Raw genomic sequence first — 17,853 nt, forward strand, 5'->3', positions numbered from 1 at the left:
CGAGATAAACATAACATGTTAAGCGAATGGAGACAATTCGCATGAGTGAAGCAGCAGAGGGTAGTGCAGTGGAAATGACCGGCGGTCAGGCGCTGGTTGCGCAATTGATCGCGGAAGGCGCGAAGGACATTTTTGCGATCCCGGGCATCCAGCTCGATTGGGCGGTGGACGCGATCCGCCAGCGCTCGGACGAATTGCGTATGATCGTCCCGCGTCACGAGCAAGCCACCTCCTATATGGCGGATGGCTATGCGCGAACCACGGGCCGCGAGGCGGTGTGCATGGTCGTGCCGGGTCCCGGCATGCTCAATGCGCTCTCGGGCATCGCGACCGCTTATGCCTGCAACGCACCGGTGCTGTTCCTCGTCGGCCAGATCCCCAGCAGCACGATCGGTGCCGGCCATGGCATGTTGCACGAAATCCCGGACCAGAGCGGCGTGCTCAAGTCGATGACCAAGTGGCACGGCATCGCCAGAACCCCGGCGGAGATTCCCGGGCTCGTCCATGAGGCGTTCGTCCAGTTGCGTTCGGGCACGCCGCGCCCGGTCGCGCTGGAAGTACCGCCCGACGTGCTTCAGGCGACTGGCATGGTGTCGCTGCTGCCCCGCGCAGAACGCGTTCGCAGGGCTCCGGCCGCCGACGCGATCGCACGCGCAGCACAAGCCCTGGCTGCGGCGCGCCATCCGGTGATCTGTGCCGGCGGCGGCGCGGTGGCGAGCGGCGCCACCGCCGAAATTCAGGCGCTCGCGGAGCGGTTGCAGGCGCCGGTGGTAATGAGCGAGGCCGGTCGTGGCCTGATCGATGATCGCCACCCGCTCGCGTTGATCGCGCTGGGCGGCCGTGCGGTATTGCCGCATGCCGATGTCGTGCTGGTCGCCGGCAGCCGCTTCCTCGACGGCACCGCGCAACCGACCGACAAGCGCGACGGGGTGACCTACATCTATCTCAACGCCAGCCCCAACCACATGGGCGCGCCGCGCGCCGAGGGGATACTGCTTGAGGGCGATGTGCAGGAGGGCGCCCGCGCGCTGCTCGGCGCGATCGGTGCGGGGCAAGCCCCATCGGCGACCGATCGTATCGCCAAGGTCAAACAATGGGTCGCGCAACAGGTCAGCGCGATCCGGCCGCAGCATGACTATGTGCAGGCGTTGCGTGAGACGATGGCCGATGACGATATCCTCGTCAGCGAACTCACTCAGGTCGGTTACTACTCGAACATCGGCTTTCCCGTATACGGCCCGCACTCCTTCATCACGCCGGGTTATCAGGGCACGCTGGGTTACGGCTTCAATACCGCGCTGGGCGCCGCGCACGGCAATCCCGATCGGCGCGTCGTCTCGCTCAACGGCGACGGTGGCTTCAGTTGGGGAATGCAGGAACTGGCGACGCTTGCGCGCGACGGCCTCAATGCGTCGATCGTCGTGTTCGTCGACGGCAAGTTCGGCAATGTCCAGCGCATCCAGCGCCGCGTGTTCGGTGCCGAGTTCGGCACCGACGTCGCAAGCCCGGATTTCGAGCTGCTCGGCCGCGCTTACGGCCTGCCGACGGTGATCGCGGATTCGCCCGATAGCCTCCGCGACGCGCTGCGCGCGGCGAAGGAGCGTGGTGGCCCTGCCCTGATTGCGGTGAAGGTCGGCGAAATGCCCAGCCCGTGGGCGCTGATCCACCCGTTCGTGCCGTCGCCAGTGCCAGTGCCGCCCAACCCGCTGGGCGATCCTGCCTGACGAAGCGGTAACGCATTCCTCTGTGAAGCCCGGTTCGGCCCAGCCGCACCGGGCTTTCTTTGTTGGAAAGCGGATCATGCCGTTAGGTGCGGGATGCACGGCGCGAAGGCGACAGGCGCTATTGATGCCCCGCCCGGCACGCCGCCACGCTCGACCGGCCCACCTATCATCGGGCGTACCGCACGATGATAGGTGGGCCGGGCTGGCCCCACCCTTCCAGGCCGCAATCGAGCCCTTGCCCCGGCCGCGCCCCGAAACCGCGTCCTCAGCAGCGGGAAGCTATGCCATCTGCGCGGCGAAGAAGCGCCGGCGCGCGCGCATCAGCATCGCACTCAGCAGCAACGAGAGGACCATGATGACCGGATAGCAGGCGACGATCGCCCAGACGATGCCGAGTGGACCACCGATCACTCGCTCACCGATGAAGGCAAAGACGCTCGACCCGATCGTCTGGCCGAGGAAATTCTGCGCGAGGTTGAACAGGGCAATGATCTTGCCGATGTGGTAGCCCGGCGTGATTTCGGTGATGATCGCGAAGGCAGCGATCGGCATTGATCCGATCAGCAGATTGGCCAGCGCGAGGCAGATCCACACGCCTGTCGTCCCCTGCACCATGAACATGCCGATCACCGGCACGATCTGCAGCGCCTGCAGCGCAATCGATATCTTGAGGATGGCGTCGCGGTCCCCCGCCAGCGATCGGCGATCGATCAGAAACCCAGCTCCCAGCGATCCGATGGCTGAGCAGATAAGGGCGATCGTCCCGGCCGTTGGCCCGACCACTTCCGGCGGCAAATGATGCTGGCGCTCGATCGCCGGGGCAAGCCACGCGCTCCACCCGGTATTGGCCAGTGACCACAGGACCGCCGCGCCGAACACCAGGAAGTAAAGCTTCGCGTTGCCGCGCATATGGCGCAGCGAATCTTTCATCCCCGGCCCGCTTCCGGCGGTGACGTCGACATCGACGCGGCGCGGCTCGCGGAAGAGGAAGATCAGGCAGCCAAGGCACAGCCCGACAAGGCCAGGGATGACCATCGCAAACTGCCATGGCTCAATGCTACCGAGAATAGGGATACCGCGCGCGCCTCCGGATTTCGCAAACCCGTAAAGCGCACCGCCGATGACCAGCGCCAGCGCTGAGCCGACCAGGGGCGCGGTCGTATAGATCGCCAGCGGCCACGCCCGCCGGCGCGGCGGAAAACTGTCCCGGATCATCGACATGGCGCACGGCTGGAGCGCGGCCTCCCCGATACCCAGCCCCATCCGGCTGGCGAACAGCATCCGGTAGGAGGAGGCGAAGCCCGACAACATCGTCATGCCCGACCAGCCGACCACCGCGACGCCCAGCAACGAACGCCGGCTGAAGCGATCCGCGGCGAAGCCCATCGGGATGCACGCCAGACTGTAGAGTACCGCAAAGGCGGCACCCTCCAGCAAACTGATCTGCACATCACTGATGCCCAGCGAAGCACGGATCGGATCGACCATTGATCGCATCATGTTGCGATCGATGAACGACAGGGCGAACAGCAACGTCAAATAGGACAGCAACAGCCACGGCCGCACGCCGCGCGGATAGGCCGCCGCCTCTCGTGCGGCATCGCCACCGTCGATCGCGCTACCAGTCATCAACCTCTCCTGCTTTCTCTATCGCCCGGCGCATCATCGCTAAAACTGGTCGCGACAATCGGCACGCAATACGAAACTTAGTATCGTAATACGATACAATTCTGATTCTGGTGACGCAATCAATATCCCTGTTTCAGCACGTCAATCGGCAAACGAATCCGGTGATCCGCGACGCATATCGCGGACGCCCGGGAAAGCCTCGCATCCCGCTTCTCGTCCTTGAAAAATGCGATGTCCGCGCGAAAATCCGCAGAAACCTGGTCAGCCCTTGCCTCGTCCGGCAGCGGCGGATTGCTCGCGATTCTGTTCGTCGGGCGCGAATTGCTGAAGCGCCGCGTGGAACGCGGAGAGTTCCTTCATCAGCAGCCCGAGACGTTCCTTGCCGAACGCTTCCTGATAACCCTGGACCAACAGGCGCGTGTGTTCCGCTGTCCTGGACACCAGCGCCCGTCCGACATCGGTGATCGCGATGATCGAGCGGCGCTTGTCCTGCGGGTCAACGTCGCGTGCGATCAGATCGCGCTCGCCCAGTTCCTTCAGAATGCGCGTGACGCTCGGACCATGCAGCATCGCGCTGGTGGCCAGCGTTGCGATATCCAGTGGCCCTTCGTCACTCAGCACGCGCAGCACGCGCCATTGCTGCTCGGTCACGTCCGCCGCGCGCAACTCCGGCCGGATCGGCGCCATGGTTGCTTCACGCGCCGCAAGCAGCAAGCCGGCGATCGAATGCCGATAGGGCGGCAGGCCACTAATCTCATCAGACATCATGTTCGACATCGCACAAACTGGGGCCATGGCAAATAGTACAACAGCACCGGCCGGTCAGCCGGCATGGCCTTTCAGCCGGTTGCGCAGAACGCCGATGCCCTCGACCTCCAGTTCGACCACGTCGCCATCGTCGAGAAAGGTCAGGCTTTCATAGCCACACCCGTCGCCCACGGTGCCCAGCGCGATCAGATCCCCCGGATGGAGCGTTTCGTCGCGCGAGATATAGGCGATCGTATCGACGATCGAATGCTGCCCGCCACCCGAAGTAGTGCGGACGCGCTCCTCGCCGTTGACTCGGGCAATCATGGTCAGCGCTTCGGGATCGGCTATCTCGTCGGCAGTGACGATGCAGGGGCCGATCGCGTTGCCGGTATCGAAATCCTTGCCCTTGGCCGGGCCGAAACGAAATTGCGTTTCGCGCGACTGAATGTCGCGGGCCGAGAAATCATTGAAGATCGTATAGCCGAACACAGCGTCGAGCGCGTTTTCAGGCGTCAGATCACGCGCCGGGCCACCGATGACGATCGCCAGTTCGAGCTCATAGTCCATCAGCCTCGCGGTGCGCGGCCGGATCACCTCGGCGTCCGGCCCGATGACGGTCATCGGGTTACCTTTGTAGTAGAGCGGCTGCTCGAACCACACCGGCGGAATCTCGAACAGGCCGGCGGCGCGGAATTTCTCCAGCGTCGCGGCCGGATCAGGGGTTGCGTTGGCGCGAAGCTGCATCGCAGCGGCGATCGCCTGACGGACATGCTTTTCGTAATTGCCGCAATCGCGAATCTGCGTCGGTCGGGGAAGCGGCGCGAGAAGCTGAACCTCGTCGAGCGCGATCGTCTCACCGCTCTCCATCAACCTCGCGATCCGCGCCAGGCCGGCGCGACCGGCGGTGATCACCGCGATCATATCGCCCAGCATCTCGCCGCCGTCGCACGCCGTGGCAGCGGCAATGTCAAACACACGCCCATCGCCGGTCAGTGCACCGGGGCGAGCATGTCCCTGCCGATTGCGAAAAGTCACCAGTTTCATGGGTCGCTCCCTATGCCGCCGCGCCGCGCAACCGGTCCACCAGCGCCGCGACGTCGTCAGGCAGCGCGTCCCCCCGCCACCCGACATGCAGGTCCGGCCGGGAAAGCAGCAGATTGTGGCGATAGACACCGGTGCGCTCGTCGTCAGCGACATCGATCACCGTCAGCGGCATCCCGACGGTAGCTGCCGCCGTCTCAAGCGCGGCCACGTCGACCGACGGATCGAACCGCAGCACCGTATAGTCGTGCCCGAAATCGTCATAGGCGGAGTTGCCGTTGCGCCGCCAGAAATGCGGCGTGCGGCATCCTGGCACGGTCGATTGCTCGAAATGGGCCATCGAATAGGCCGGTTGAGCTTCCCCATCATAGGAGATGATCGGAGAATCCGGATAGAAATAGCCGAAATTGAGTCCGCCGCAGCAATATTGCTGAACGTTCAACGCATAGACCTGCTGCCCCAGCGCCGCGCGCGCTGCTTCGCCTTCGGGGCCATCAAGTTCGACCGCTTCCGGCACGGCACGTCGATGCGCGATCGCACTCAGCGCGTGGTTCATCGCGAAATGCGACACCTGCTCGGTAATCGGCAGCCGCTCGCCCTCATAAGCGTCGAGCAGATGCTCCCCGCCCCAGCCGTTCAGCGTCGCCGCGAGCAGCCACGTCAGGTTCATCGCATCGGCGATCCCGGCGTTCATGCCGAAGCCGGCATAGGGCACCCACAGATGCGCGCTGTCACCACAGATGAAGATGCGGCGATCGCGGAACTTGTCGGCCACCAGCCGGCGACCGATCCAGTCCTCCTTGCTGATCACCTCAAAGTCGAAATCGTCGTCCACGCCGAGGATGGTGCGGATCGACGCATCGCGATCGATCGCATCGAAATCTTCTTCGTGCTCATAGAGATAGTTGTGGATCAGCCAGGTCTCGCGCCCGTCGATCGCCACCGTATTGCCGGAACGGCGCGCATTCAGCGACAGGTTCATCCAGCCCGGCCGGCCTCGCATCATCTCCAGAAGACGCGGGGCGCGGATATAGGTCGATTGCACGCGCTGGACGACCGCATCGCCCGACAGTTCCGCACCGATGATCGAGCGCACGCGCGAGCGTCCGCCGTCGCAACCGACCAGATAAAGCGCGGTCAGCGTTTCGATGGTGCCGCTGGCCAGATCACGCACCGTGACGGTGACGCAGTCCGCATCCTGCGTCGCATCGAGCAGTTCGGTTTCGGTGCGGATCGTGATCAGCGGGCTGGCGGCCGCCTGCGCGAAGATCAGCGGCTCCAGAAAAATCTGATTGATCCGATGCGGGGGCTCCGGCGTTGGCCACCCTGTGTCCGGCCCGGTGAAATCGGTCCAGCGCTCGGCCCGTGCGGGGATCGGAATCCGGGTGATCTCATGTCCCTGCGTCACGCTGGTGCGATAGACGCAGTCATTGGGATAGTCGGACGGCAGGCCGGCATCCCGCACCACATCGGCAAAGCCGAGCCGGCGAAACGCCTCCATCGTGCGTGCTGCCACATGGTTGCATTTCACGCTCGGCGGCTGACCCGCCTTGCGGGTCTCGACAATGATCGAGCGCACGCCGCGCCGCGCGAGATCCAGTGCCACCACCAACCCGACGGGGCCGGCGCCGCTGATCACCACCTGGGCATTGCTCGCCGCCATCGTCATTGCCACGTCACGAAAGCACAGGACGATCCGGTGCCGCCTTCGGTGCGGTAAAGCGTCTGGTAGTCGATCTCGCGCATCTTCAACCCGGCGTGCCGCATCGCCGCCGAGGTGGCGATCCAGCTCTTGCACTCCGACGTGCCGGCCATCAGCTCATTCTGTGGAATGGCTGACAAGACAGCCTCGTCGTCATTCGCCAGCGCGTTCAAAAAGCGGCGATCCCATTCCGGATCGACCACGAAGTGTGTCAGGCCGCCCGTGGTGAGGACCGCGACACGCGCATCGCTATCCCATGCCGCGATCGCGCGGGCGACCGCGCCACCGAACGCGTAGCAGCGCGCGGCGGAGGGGCTATTGTCGAAATACCAGCAATTCACGTCGACCGGCACGTTCGGCTTCATGTGATCGCGGATCACGTTCTTGTAGAGGAAACCGTAGGCATGCGGCAGGCCGAACATCAGCGACCTGTCGTTCAGTACGGTCGGCTTTTCATGGCACAGTGTCACATCAAACGCGCTCTCGCGCACCAGATGCCGTGCGATATGCTGGCCAAGCGCGCGGTTGCCAGGGAACGCGACACGGGCGTCGGGCAAATGGCCGTGATCGGAAAGCTCGATGCCGATCGGCAGCCGCGCGTTCTGCTCGGCCGTGCGTGGCAGGTTGGGCAGTTCGTCGGCGGCGATCACGGCAAAGGCCGGCACGATCTCCGAAAAGAATTCGTGCTGGTCGTTGCCGATCATCACCACCACGTCGGGGTCGACCTCCCGGAACAGGGCGTGAAGCGTGTCCATTGCCGCAAACGATGCGTCGAGCGCCGCGCGGCGCGTTTCGATCGCAAGCCGCTCGCCCAGTTTCTCATCCGCGCGCTCCGCCGCCAGTTCGGCATAGGTCATCTTCTTGCCGTGGAACCACAAGGGCACGCCGTCCTTGCGATCGCGGTCCCCGCGAAGATCCCAATCCTCCGCCTGCGTATGAAGCTGCGGCGTATGCGCGCAGCCGATTCCGAGCACGATCCTGGCCATAATTCCCCTGCGCGCAGATGTTTGAAGAAAGCGGTGGTTCAGGAACCAACCGAGATGCGGTTCGACAGGCGACCGAGCCCGTCGATCTCCACATCGGTCAACTTGCCGTCATAGAGATTGAGGTAGGTGCCGATATTGCCGCGAGGGTGCTTTTCGGTGCCCTTCGACGCGGTGCCGGTGTGCAGGCAATCGCCCACCTCCATCGTGAACCACTTGCTCGCTTCGGAAATCACGCGCTCCACCGGGAAGAAATAATTGGCGGTGCTGTCGTCGGCATAGCATTCGCCGTCGATATAGCCGCGCACGCGCAGCGCGTTGGGATCGGAAATCTCGTCCTTGGTCGTCAGCCACGGCCCCATCGCCGCGAAGGTGTCAGCCCCCTTCGACTTGCTGTGGTAGATGAACAGCAGATAGGTATCCTCGCCGCCCTCGAACTTTGGGCGCCACGCCAGATGGTGCGGCTTGATCACTTCGGGACGCTGCTTGAGCGCGATCGAATCCTGCGAGAACTTCACCCCGCTTGCGGTGACGTCGTTGGTCAGCGTGTAGCCGAACACATAGTCCAGCGCCTTTTCAGGCGGCACGTTCTTCGCCGTCTTGCCGAACACGATCACCGGCTCCGGCTCGGGGATCGACTGGCCGTGATCCTTGAGCAGTTCGATCGACTTGTTGTGGCCGGTGAGCGCCGAACGCCCCTTGGTGAAGAACATCGGCGCGGTCATCGGCTTGACCGCATATTGGTTGAGATTGTTGTTGTTGACCGCGCAACCGAGAATCTTCGACGGGCGCGGGTTGGGCGCCATCCAGTCGGCATCGGCAAGGCCGATGATCGGCAGGCGCCCGGCAAGGGCCGCCTCGATCGCGGCGGCGGCGTTGTCCAGCCCGGCATTGCCGGCCTCGATCAGATCCTCCATCCACGCATATTCGAGCGCGACCGCCTGATCATCCGCGACGCGTGCGATCACCGTTGGCTTGCCGTTGATCCTGATGGTGCCCAGCTTCATGTTACTCTCCTGCTTTTTTGCAAACGCCCGCGCGGGAGCGGTCAGATCGTGTGTTCCGCGTCCTCGGCGATCATCCCCATCGCGAGTTGAAATTCGCGTTTTATTTCCTCGGGTTGGCCCACCTGATGCGGGTAATCCGGCTGGTTGAAGCGATAGGCGAGCTTGCGCCCCAACTCCCAGCTTTCCTCCAGCGTCATCGAGGTGGTGAAGATCTCGCGATGCTTGATCGGAAGCTCGACGCATTTGTTGCGATCGGGATCGCGGATCAGCCCCTTGGGATCGCGGCCCTCCGCCACGGCCTTCATATTCTCATCGAAGGAACGCCGCAGCATGATGATGCCGAGATCGCTCTGCCCCAGATGCTCTTCGGTGCGATCGGCGATCGCGCCCTGCCCGGCCCAGGCGACGATGTCCTGATTGAGCACGTGGCTGGTGATCCACTCGCCCCGCTCGTCCTTCACCGGGCCCCGCCAGTAAGGCACGCGCTGCTGGACATACGGTTCCTGCGCGACGGGCACGCGATGGAACATCCAGGTGATGCTCAGCGTGTTCTCGTCATCGACCGGCACGCGCCATTCGATATGATCGCCAAGGAAGAAGGCGTTCGGCCACAAGGCGGTCGAACCGACCGTCCAATGCTGGCTGTCCTTGTCGGTATCCTCGCGGACGCGGCGATAGATGTGGCCGAACTCGAATTCGTCGAACTTCAACTCAAGGTGCTTCGGCCCGTAGCTACCGTCGCCCGACAGGCGGGATGACCAGTTCCGGTGCATCCATTCGAAATGCACCGGGTCCAGGCTGTTTTCCTGGCACTGGAACCAGTTGCACGGCACATCGGCATAGACCACCTGGCGGAAGCCGTTGTCCCAGGTAAACGGCTCCCAATTGGGCACCAGCGGCGGCTGGCCGGGGCCCATATAGGCCCATAGCATCCCGGCCTTTTCCTCAACGGGATAGGCCTTGGTGCGGATCTTGTCGCGGAAGCGCGCCTTGGGGTTGGCGACATCCTCATAGGGCTGCTGGAGGCACTTGCCATCGGTGGCGAAACACCAGCCATGATAGCTGCAGCGTAGCCCGTCTTCCTCGATGATGCCGAACACCATGTCCGCGCGGCGATGCGGACATTGACGGTCGATAAGCCCGTAGCTGCCGTCACCCGCGCGGAAAGCAACGAGCGATTCGCCCAGCAGCTTGACCGGCTTTACCCCGAGTTCGTCGATTTCGGCGGTCGCCGCGAAGGGATGCCAGTAACGGCGCAGCAACTCACCCATCGGCGTTCCCGGGCCGACGCGCGTCAGTCGTTCATTCTGTGCCGGACTGGCCATCTTCCTCCTCCCCCGAAACGTCATAAATTGTTGGGTCGGAGCTATAACGCGGTATCGACACGCGCAACAAAATGATCTATTTGTTGCGCATGTCGCAACAGACTTTGCCCGAAAGCAATGACCGCGATCCGCGCCGACAAGCGCCAACGGAGGGGCTCGGCAAGATCGAGGCAGTCGCAACCGCGACCGCGATCATCGACTTTCTCGCCGAACGCGGCCGCAAGGTCAGCGTTCAGGACGTGGCGACTATGTTAGGCATCACCAAATCACGCGCTTCACGCCACCTCGCCAATCTCGAGTTGCTCGGGCTGGTCGGACGGCAGGGCAGCCGCGGCTACGAGCTTGGCTGGCGCCTGGTGCGCTGGGGCCATATCGCCGCCGGAAGGCTCGATCTCGTCACGCTACTCGATGAACATATCGTGGCGCTCGCGCGCGATATCGGGTTGACGGTGTTGCTGTGCACCGATGCCGGCGGTGACGCGGTCGTGGTGCGATCGATCCCCGCGCCGCAGGCAATTCATATCGACGTGAAGCCGGGATTGGTGCTGAGCCTGCCGCATTCGCCTTCGGCCCGGATTGCCTTCGCCTTCCAGTCGCGAGAGCGACGGGAGAAATTGCTCGGCCATCTGTGCGCGCGCGAGCCGAACTTCCGCATTGCCGACCGCAATGAGTTCATGGTCCAAATCGCGGATATCCAGCGCCACTATGTTTGCTGGACGCGCGACAAGTTCAATCTCGGCCACGGCGCGGTCGCCGCGCCGGTGTTCGATCAGGACGAACAATTGCGCGCGGTGGTGACGGTGATGATCCCCAGTTCGGAACTCGGCGAACGAGGCCCGCCGCGCCCGCTGATCGATGCGTTGCTGCGTTGCTGCAGCCTGTGCTCGCGACGGCTCAACTCGCGCTTCCAGTTCCCCGTGGGATAGCAACACGAAATCCCCCGTCGACCTGCGACGAGGGCTTCCGGCTTCGCAGCGGCACCGGGCGACCGCAACGGCCGCCCGACAACACCTCAGGTCAGAACTTGGTACCGAATTGCACGCCGATCGTGCGCGGCTGCGCGATAAGCGTCTGGTATGGCGTCACCGAGTCGGCGATCGAGTTGATCTGCGCCCGCTTGTCGAACAGGTTCCGCGCGAACAACGACGCGGTCCAATCCTTCTTGTGGGCGAAGGTCAGCGCCGCGTTGACCAGGGTGAACGCCTGCGGTGCCATCAGGTTGTAGGCGGGGCGATAGTCCATGAAGGCATATTTGCCGCGATGCTGCGCATCTACCCGGAATTCCAGCGAACTGTCGCCCGCGATCGCCCAGCTATACGACGCTGAGCCGTTGAGCGTGAACGTCGGGGTATTGGCGAACTGCGTGCCGGCCACCGGCGAGCCGGAGATCGCCGGCTGATCCTTCAGCCACTTCGCCTTGAACACGGTGCCGCTGGCGGTCAGCTCAAGCCCGTGCACTGGCCGCGCGGTGAGATCGAACTCGACACCCTGCGACCGGGCGCACAGCCCTGAGCAATTGAGCACGCCCGAGAACGACCCGTTGAAGAAATCGCCCGAGATCTGCGTATTGTACCAGTTGATCCGATACAGCGCGATGTTCGCCTGCAGCGCGCGGTTGAACCAGTCGGTCTTGGCGCCAGCCTCGAAGTTCCAGGTATAGTCCGGGCCATAGGACGCCGGCAGCTCCGGCACGACCCTGACGATAGTACCGCCGGCGCGATAACCCTGCGACGCCGAGGCGTAGAGCATGACATCGTTGGTCGGCTTATAGTCCGCCTCGAACTTGTAAATCGCCTTGCTTTCCTTGCTCCGCACATCGTCCGGCGCGCCGTTCGAGCCGAGCCGCAGGAACGGCACGATCGAGGTCGCGATATCATGGCGGGTATTCGAGAACACACGCACGCCGCCAAGGACCGAGAATTTATCGGAAAGCTTCAGCGTCGTCTCACCGAAACCAGCCCACTGGTCGAGCTTGAAATCGCCTGCGCGCCGATACCACAGGGGGTCGGATGGAATAGAGTAACCGGTACGCAGGTTGACGTCGACAAAGCTGTTGTCGATCTGGGTCCGGCGGTTCTGGTAGATGCCGCCGACGATGAAGTTGAACGGGCCGTCGAAGCTCGTCGCCAACCGCAATTCTGAATTCCACATCGTCAATTTCTGCGCCGAGCGGAAGGTGATCGCTGTCGGCAACGTGATCTGCGGGAAGGCACCAATGCTCTGGAGGAAGCCGAAGAACAGCGGCAGCCCCTGCTGATCGGTATAGCTCTCGTTCCGGCGGCGCTGATAGGATTGGGTAAATGTCAGCGTCATGTTCGAGAAACGATGCTCGAGCGTCAGGCCAGCGAGGATCGAGCGATCGTGGTACGGCTCGCGGCTCTGCGTCCTGGATTGAAGATCGCCCGCCGCCGGCAGCGCGACGCCGCCGATCACCGACGGACGCGCCCATTCATAGGGCTGTCCGTTGGACTTCAGGTCCTGCAGGTAAAACTGCGTGGTAGCGGTCGTATCCGCACCAAGCTCATAGATACCGTTCCAGCGGAAACCCCAGCTATTCGCGCTGTTGATGTTGTCCTTGCCGAACGCCTTGTTGTCGATGAAGCCCGGCGTGTGGACGCCGTAGCCGACGATGCGGAACGCGACGGAATCGCCGAGCGGCACGTTGACCATGCCCTTGGCCGAATAGCCCGCCCCACCATGCTCGACCTGCGAGCCTTCGACGTCGACGCGTCCCTCCATCACACCCAGCTTCGCCGGGTTGGACAGCACGCGCACCACACCGGCCAGCGCCGACGAGCCGTAGAGCGTGCTCTGCGGACCGCGCAGCACCTCGACGCGCTGCACGTCATAGACGAGGAAGTCGGTCTGGCGACCGGCGGCGCTGGTCGCGCTGTCACCGGTGCCGGCGGTGGGCATGTTGTCGTAGTAGAGACCGACGGTGGATTCGCCGGCGCCAACCAGGCCGCGGATCATCAGGGTGTTCTGCCCCGGCCCGGCATTGATGACGTTGAGGCCCGCAACGTTGCGCGTGACCTGCTCGATATTCGTCACCTGGCGCTTGGTCAGATCTTCGGCGGTGATCACGCCGATGCTGCTCGGGGTTTCCTGAAGCCGCTGTTCGCGCTTGTTGGCGGTGACGACGATATCGGGAATGCCGCTATCGTCGGCGGGTTTCGCGGTGTCGGTATCAGCCGCGGGCACGGCTTCGGCAGCCCGTGCAACGGCTGGCGTCGCTACCAGCGCTACAGCCATCGCCACGGAGGATGCCGCCATCATAACTGTCTGTTTCATCTTACCCACCTTTCCCCTCCCAACACATCGTCCGGACCGGGTTGCTGAACCCATCTCCAGATCGAATTAGATAACATGTTATTTTTATCCACACTGGATGCAACGCGCTTGATGATTTGTTGCGCGCAGCGAAACAACAAACCGCGACACGAAGCTGCAACAGTGACGCAATAGGGCTCAGGCTGGGCCACTTCCCTCGTGCTGCATCGCCATCAGGCAGGCGCGGAACTGTTTCAGACCGACCGACAACAATAGTGTCGCAACCGGGCCGACGATCGCCGCCGCAAGAGCGAGCGACAGATTCAGCGCTTTTTCGTCATGCAGGATATAATCCCCGATCAGGGCCGGCAGGACCGGACCAAGCGTCACCGCGAGAATACCCACGGTAAGGCCAAACACCGCGCTCAACTGCGCACGCATATTGCCGGGCGCGATCATCTGGATGGCGGATGGAATGAGGACCGGCACGAAGCCGCCGAGGAATTTGATCGGCCAGAGCATCGCCGCCATTGTCGTCGCATCCGGCATCAAAGGCATCGCGGTGGCGAAGACGCTCAGCCCGATCGCCGCATACAGCGCGAGCCGAAGACAGGCGTCGCTTCGCCCACGCGCGATCATCCGGCTGGACAGCCAGCCCGCCGACAACATGCCAATCGGCCCGGCGGAAAGCGATGCGAGACCATTGACATGCCCCGTCTGCGCCGCGTTCCACTGGAACGTCCGGATGAACAGTTCAGGATACCAGGCGTCCATGTAGCTCATGATCGCCAGCATCGCCGATCCGAGAAACAGCGAGACCGACATTGCCGGCCAGGTCGCCAGAAAGCGCCCGATGCGCACCAGCGAAAAGGATCTCCCGGTCTCCACCGCCGCATGATCGATATCCCGCGCCGGTTCACGCAGCGTGGAGATCCATAGCGCGACGAGCAGGCCCGGCGGCCCGATCACCAGAAAGACGGCGTGCCACGACCGGACCGTCCCGATCAGCGGCAAATGCATCTCCGGCGACCGTGCGACCAGTTCCACGACCGAGCCCCCCAGGATCAGCGCGAGCCCGGCACCGATATAGATGCCGACCGAATAGACGCTCATCGCGCGGGGCAATCGCGACTTGTCAAAACTGTTGCTGAGCAGCGAATAAGCGGACGGTGACAGCGTCGCCTCTCCCACCCCGACGCCGATCCGCGCCGCCATCAGCATCGGAAAGGAGCGTGCGAACGCGCAGCAGGTCGTGGCAAGGCTCCACAACGCCACACCGCAGGCGATGATCCGCGTGCGCGGATAGCGATCGGCCAGCCAACCGATCGGCAGGCCCATCACCGTGTAGAAAATACCGAACGCGCCGCCGGTAAGCAGGGCGAACTGAGTATCCGTCAGATGAAGGTCCACCTTGATCGGCCCGACCATCAGATTGAGAATCTGGCGATCGAGGAACGAAAAGGTGTAGGCGACCATCAGGACTGCGGCCGTATACCAGCTATAGGCATAGCTTTTTTGCTCGGGCCGGCCGGACGAATGCGTGATTCCCGCCACCGCCGTTCAGCTCGCCGCGACGATCGCGATACCCGCCGCGAGACGGACAAGCGGATCGGCACCCTCGAACCGGGTGCCGATGGGGTTGTCGCCCGCCGCGACGCGTTCGATCTGCCGGCGATAATATCTGCGCAACAGCCCGATCCCCTTGTCGGAGGTGACGAGATGTTCCTCGGAGTGAAAGGTGATCGCGCCCTGCCCGACCTGCGCCTCATAATCGCCTGGCAGTGTGCGATGCTCTTCCTCGGTCAGTTCGTGCCACAGCTTGCCGTTGAAGTGCGATCGGATCCTGGCCAGCGCGCCCTTCTCCGTCACGCGCCCGGCGGAATAGATACGAAAGCTGGTGTCGTCGATCGGCAGTACCCAGCCGAGCAACGAACATGGTCCCATATTCTCGGCGCGGGGATTTGCCACCGCGCGGATCGTGGGCAGCACTGCCTCAGTGATCCGGCGATGGACTTTGCCTTCGCCGAGATCGCGGACCTGCGTGCTCTGGATACCACGCTCGGTTTCCTCGAACAGCACTTCCGGCATCAGCGCCATCTGCGCGACAAACTGGTTGCCGCTGAAACTGCCATGCAGGATCGGCACATGGAACGGGTCCATGACATTCTCGAAATGCTGCAACCAGTTGCACGGTACGATTGCGGGGCCGCCGCTGCCCAGGCTGGTGTCGTCCGCCTCGATGAACTCGCCCGGGGCCAGTTCCTCCAGTACGTCATAGCGCGGCAGAACGGGCGTGTTCTCAGGCGGCCCCATATAGGCGAAGATAAGGCCATAGAGTTCCTGCACCGGATAGCCCGGCTGGCGCACCCGACCCGCCGTCCGCGCTCCACCCGCAGGCTCACACGGTTGTTCGACGCACTTGCCGTCCACATCGAACAGCCAGCCGTGATAGCAGCAGCGGATGCCGCGCCCATCGACCTTGCCGTAATACAGCGACGTGCCGCGATGCGCGCAGCGTTCATGGAGCAGCCCCGGTCGTCCCTCGCCATCGCGGAACAACACCAGGCGCTCGCCCAGCGCGGTGACGATGCGCGGCGTCTCGCACGCGTCGGCGCTCACCGCCACCGGGTGCCAGTAGCGACGCAGCAATTCGCCCATCGGCGTGCCGCGCCCCACCTGCGTCAGTCCCGCATCAAATGTCGGGGTGGGCAAGGTATAGGCACTGAACATTTCCATATCCGCTCCCTTATTTCGGGGCGTCGTACCGCGCCCTCTTTCACGACAGGGGTCAGGCCTCGACGCCCAGCCGCTGGATCTTGTGGTTGCCGGTAGCGAGCGCGACGTTCTTCGTCTCCATGTAGAAGTCGAAGCTCCAATCGCCGCCGTCGCGCCCGATGCCGCTGGCCTTCATCCCGCCGAATGGCGCGGGCAGGTGACGGACATTCTCGCTGTTGACCCAGACCATGCCCGCTTCGACCGCGTTCGACACGCGCAGCGCGCGGCTCAGGTCGCGAGTCCAGATATAGGCAGCCAGACCGTAATCCACCGCATTGGCCTTGGCGATCGCGTCCGCCTCGTCCTCGAACGGGATGACGGTGAGCACCGGGCCGAAAATCTCCTCCCGTGCGATCCGCATCCCGATATCGGCATTGGTGTAGAGTGTCGGCGAATAGAAATAGCCGTCGCCGTCGAGCCGCTTGCCTCCCACCGCGATCGTCGCGCCATCGGCCGTCGCGACATCGGCGTAGCCCGACACCTTGGCGAGATGGCGCTCGTGGATCAGCGGCCCGACCTCGGTTGCCGAGTCGAACGGATCGCCGACCTTCAACTGGCGCACCCGCTCCGCCAGGCGCGCGACGAACCTATCGTGGATCGAGCGCTGGACGAGGAAGCGCGACGACGACGTGCAGCGCTGGCCGTTCAGCGAGTAGATCATGAACACCACCGCATCGAGCGCGCGATCGAGATCGGCGTCGTCGAACACCACCACCGGGTTCTTGCCGCCCAGTTCGAAATGGACTCGCTTCAACGTATCCGCGCCCTGCTTCATGATCGCGCTGCCGGTTTTCGATTCGCCCACGAACGCCACCGCCTTGATATCGGGGTGTTCGGTCAGGCGGCGGCCAGTTGTCTCGCCCAGCCCGTTGATCGAGTTGAATACGCCGGCGGGCAGGCCCGCTTCGTGCGCGATCTCAACCAGCAGGCGCGCGGAATAAGGCGACCATTCCGCCGGCTTGTGAACGACCGTGCACCCTGCCGCCAGCGCCGGCGCGATCTTCCAGGTCGAGAGCATGAAGGGCGTGTTCCACGGCGTGATCACCGCGACCGGGCCGATCGGATGGCGTGTGGTGAAGTTGAGATGCTCAGCCGTCGGGAGCGACTGGCCGTCGGCGGCGGCCGGCGCGCGATCGGCGAAGAAGCGGAAGTTCTCAGCGCCGCGCAGCGCTGCCTTGGACATGAAGCGCCACGCCTGGCCAGCGTCGAGACATTCGACCGCCGCGATTTCCTCCGCGCGTGCCTCGATCAGATCGGCCACGCGGTGCAGGATCGCCTTGCGCTTCTCCCCGGAGGTTCCGGCCCAGCCGGGGAAAGCGCGCTTCGCCGCCGCGACCGCGCCGTTCAATTCCGCCTCGCTCGCGTCGCGCGCTTCGCCCAGCAGTGCGCCGGTCGATGGGTCGGTGATCGGGAACGGTGCTCCTTCGCCCATGACCGACGCGCCATCGACGAAGTGGCCGAGCGGCTGGTTGGTGAAAGGGGCGACGGCCCCCATGGCGATCTTCCGACGATCCGGCTGCATGACAACTCCGCAATTGATTATCGTGTTAAGTATATAGCCAAACCGCCGTCGTCAAACCGATTTGACGTAACGCCCCCGGATGGCGTGGCTTGACGCTTATCATGTTAAATATTACGCCTGCCGAC

General features: G+C 63.6%; 13 protein-coding genes. 2 read left to right on the forward strand and 11 right to left on the reverse strand.

Translation table 11 applies throughout. The features are described from left to right. Nucleotides 1–41 precede the first annotated feature (41 nt). A complete protein-coding gene (locus tag NDN01_RS11570; protein ID WP_272627528.1) occupies nucleotides 42–1,724 on the forward strand; it encodes a thiamine pyrophosphate-binding protein in 1,683 nt (560 codons plus the stop codon). A gap of 279 nt (nucleotides 1,725–2,003) precedes the next feature. Here the strand turns inward: NDN01_RS11570 and NDN01_RS11575 are convergent, their stop codons facing one another. From NDN01_RS11575 to NDN01_RS11605, 7 genes are all read right to left on the reverse strand, one after another. Beyond that, on the reverse strand, nucleotides 2,004–3,353 hold the full coding sequence (locus tag NDN01_RS11575) for an MFS transporter (protein WP_272627530.1): 1,350 nt from the start codon (nucleotides 3,351–3,353) through the stop codon (nucleotides 2,004–2,006). 261 nt (nucleotides 3,354–3,614) lie between these two features. Next, nucleotides 3,615–4,121 carry a MarR family transcriptional regulator gene (locus NDN01_RS11580; RefSeq protein WP_272627532.1) on the reverse strand — a complete coding sequence of 169 codons (507 nt, stop codon included), beginning with the start codon at nucleotides 4,119–4,121 and terminating at the stop codon, nucleotides 3,615–3,617. Between the two features lie 54 nt (nucleotides 4,122–4,175). Continuing rightward, nucleotides 4,176–5,147 carry a fumarylacetoacetate hydrolase family protein gene (locus NDN01_RS11585; protein WP_272627533.1) on the reverse strand — a complete coding sequence of 324 codons (972 nt, stop codon included), beginning with the start codon at nucleotides 5,145–5,147 and terminating at the stop codon, nucleotides 4,176–4,178. A 10-nt stretch (nucleotides 5,148–5,157) separates the two neighbouring features. Then, nucleotides 5,158–6,813, reverse strand: coding sequence for an FAD-dependent oxidoreductase (locus NDN01_RS11590; protein WP_272628176.1), 1,656 nt, complete (start codon nucleotides 6,811–6,813; stop codon nucleotides 5,158–5,160). Continuing rightward, nucleotides 6,810–7,832, reverse strand: a complete 1,023-nt coding sequence (locus NDN01_RS11595; RefSeq protein WP_272627535.1) for a protocatechuate 3,4-dioxygenase — start codon at nucleotides 7,830–7,832, stop codon at nucleotides 6,810–6,812. The genes NDN01_RS11590 and NDN01_RS11595 overlap by 4 nt, the downstream gene beginning before the upstream one ends. A gap of 38 nt (nucleotides 7,833–7,870) precedes the next feature. After that, on the reverse strand, nucleotides 7,871–8,836 hold the full coding sequence (locus NDN01_RS11600) for a fumarylacetoacetate hydrolase family protein (protein ID WP_272627537.1): 966 nt from the start codon (nucleotides 8,834–8,836) through the stop codon (nucleotides 7,871–7,873). Between the two features lie 41 nt (nucleotides 8,837–8,877). Next, nucleotides 8,878–10,161 carry an aromatic ring-hydroxylating dioxygenase subunit alpha gene (locus NDN01_RS11605; protein WP_272627538.1) on the reverse strand — a complete coding sequence of 428 codons (1,284 nt, stop codon included), beginning with the start codon at nucleotides 10,159–10,161 and terminating at the stop codon, nucleotides 8,878–8,880. A gap of 71 nt (nucleotides 10,162–10,232) precedes the next feature. Between NDN01_RS11605 and NDN01_RS11610 the strand changes: the two genes are divergently transcribed. Next, nucleotides 10,233–11,087 carry an IclR family transcriptional regulator gene (locus NDN01_RS11610; protein ID WP_272627540.1) on the forward strand — a complete coding sequence of 285 codons (855 nt, stop codon included), beginning with the start codon at nucleotides 10,233–10,235 and terminating at the stop codon, nucleotides 11,085–11,087. Nucleotides 11,088–11,178: 91 nt separating this feature from the next. Here the strand turns inward: NDN01_RS11610 and NDN01_RS11615 are convergent, their stop codons facing one another. The 4 genes from NDN01_RS11615 to hpaE form a co-directional block, all read right to left on the reverse strand. Then, nucleotides 11,179–13,452, reverse strand: coding sequence for a TonB-dependent receptor (locus NDN01_RS11615; protein WP_272627542.1), 2,274 nt, complete (start codon nucleotides 13,450–13,452; stop codon nucleotides 11,179–11,181). 177 nt (nucleotides 13,453–13,629) lie between these two features. After that, complete coding sequence (locus tag NDN01_RS11620; RefSeq protein ID WP_272627544.1) at nucleotides 13,630–14,985, reverse strand: MFS transporter; 1,356 nt, start codon at nucleotides 14,983–14,985, stop codon at nucleotides 13,630–13,632. Nucleotides 14,986–14,991: 6 nt separating this feature from the next. Continuing rightward, nucleotides 14,992–16,167 (reverse strand): aromatic ring-hydroxylating dioxygenase subunit alpha, encoded by a 1,176-nt coding sequence (locus tag NDN01_RS11625; RefSeq protein ID WP_272627545.1) that lies wholly within the window; start codon nucleotides 16,165–16,167, stop codon nucleotides 14,992–14,994. A 52-nt stretch (nucleotides 16,168–16,219) separates the two neighbouring features. After that, nucleotides 16,220–17,728 (reverse strand): 5-carboxymethyl-2-hydroxymuconate semialdehyde dehydrogenase, encoded by a 1,509-nt coding sequence (hpaE, locus tag NDN01_RS11630; protein WP_272627546.1) that lies wholly within the window; start codon nucleotides 17,726–17,728, stop codon nucleotides 16,220–16,222. Nucleotides 17,729–17,853: the final 125 nt, after the last annotated feature.

The organism is Sphingomonas sp. QA11 (assembly GCF_028473665.1).
GTDB lineage: Bacteria > Pseudomonadota > Alphaproteobacteria > Sphingomonadales > Sphingomonadaceae > Sphingomonas > Sphingomonas phytovorans.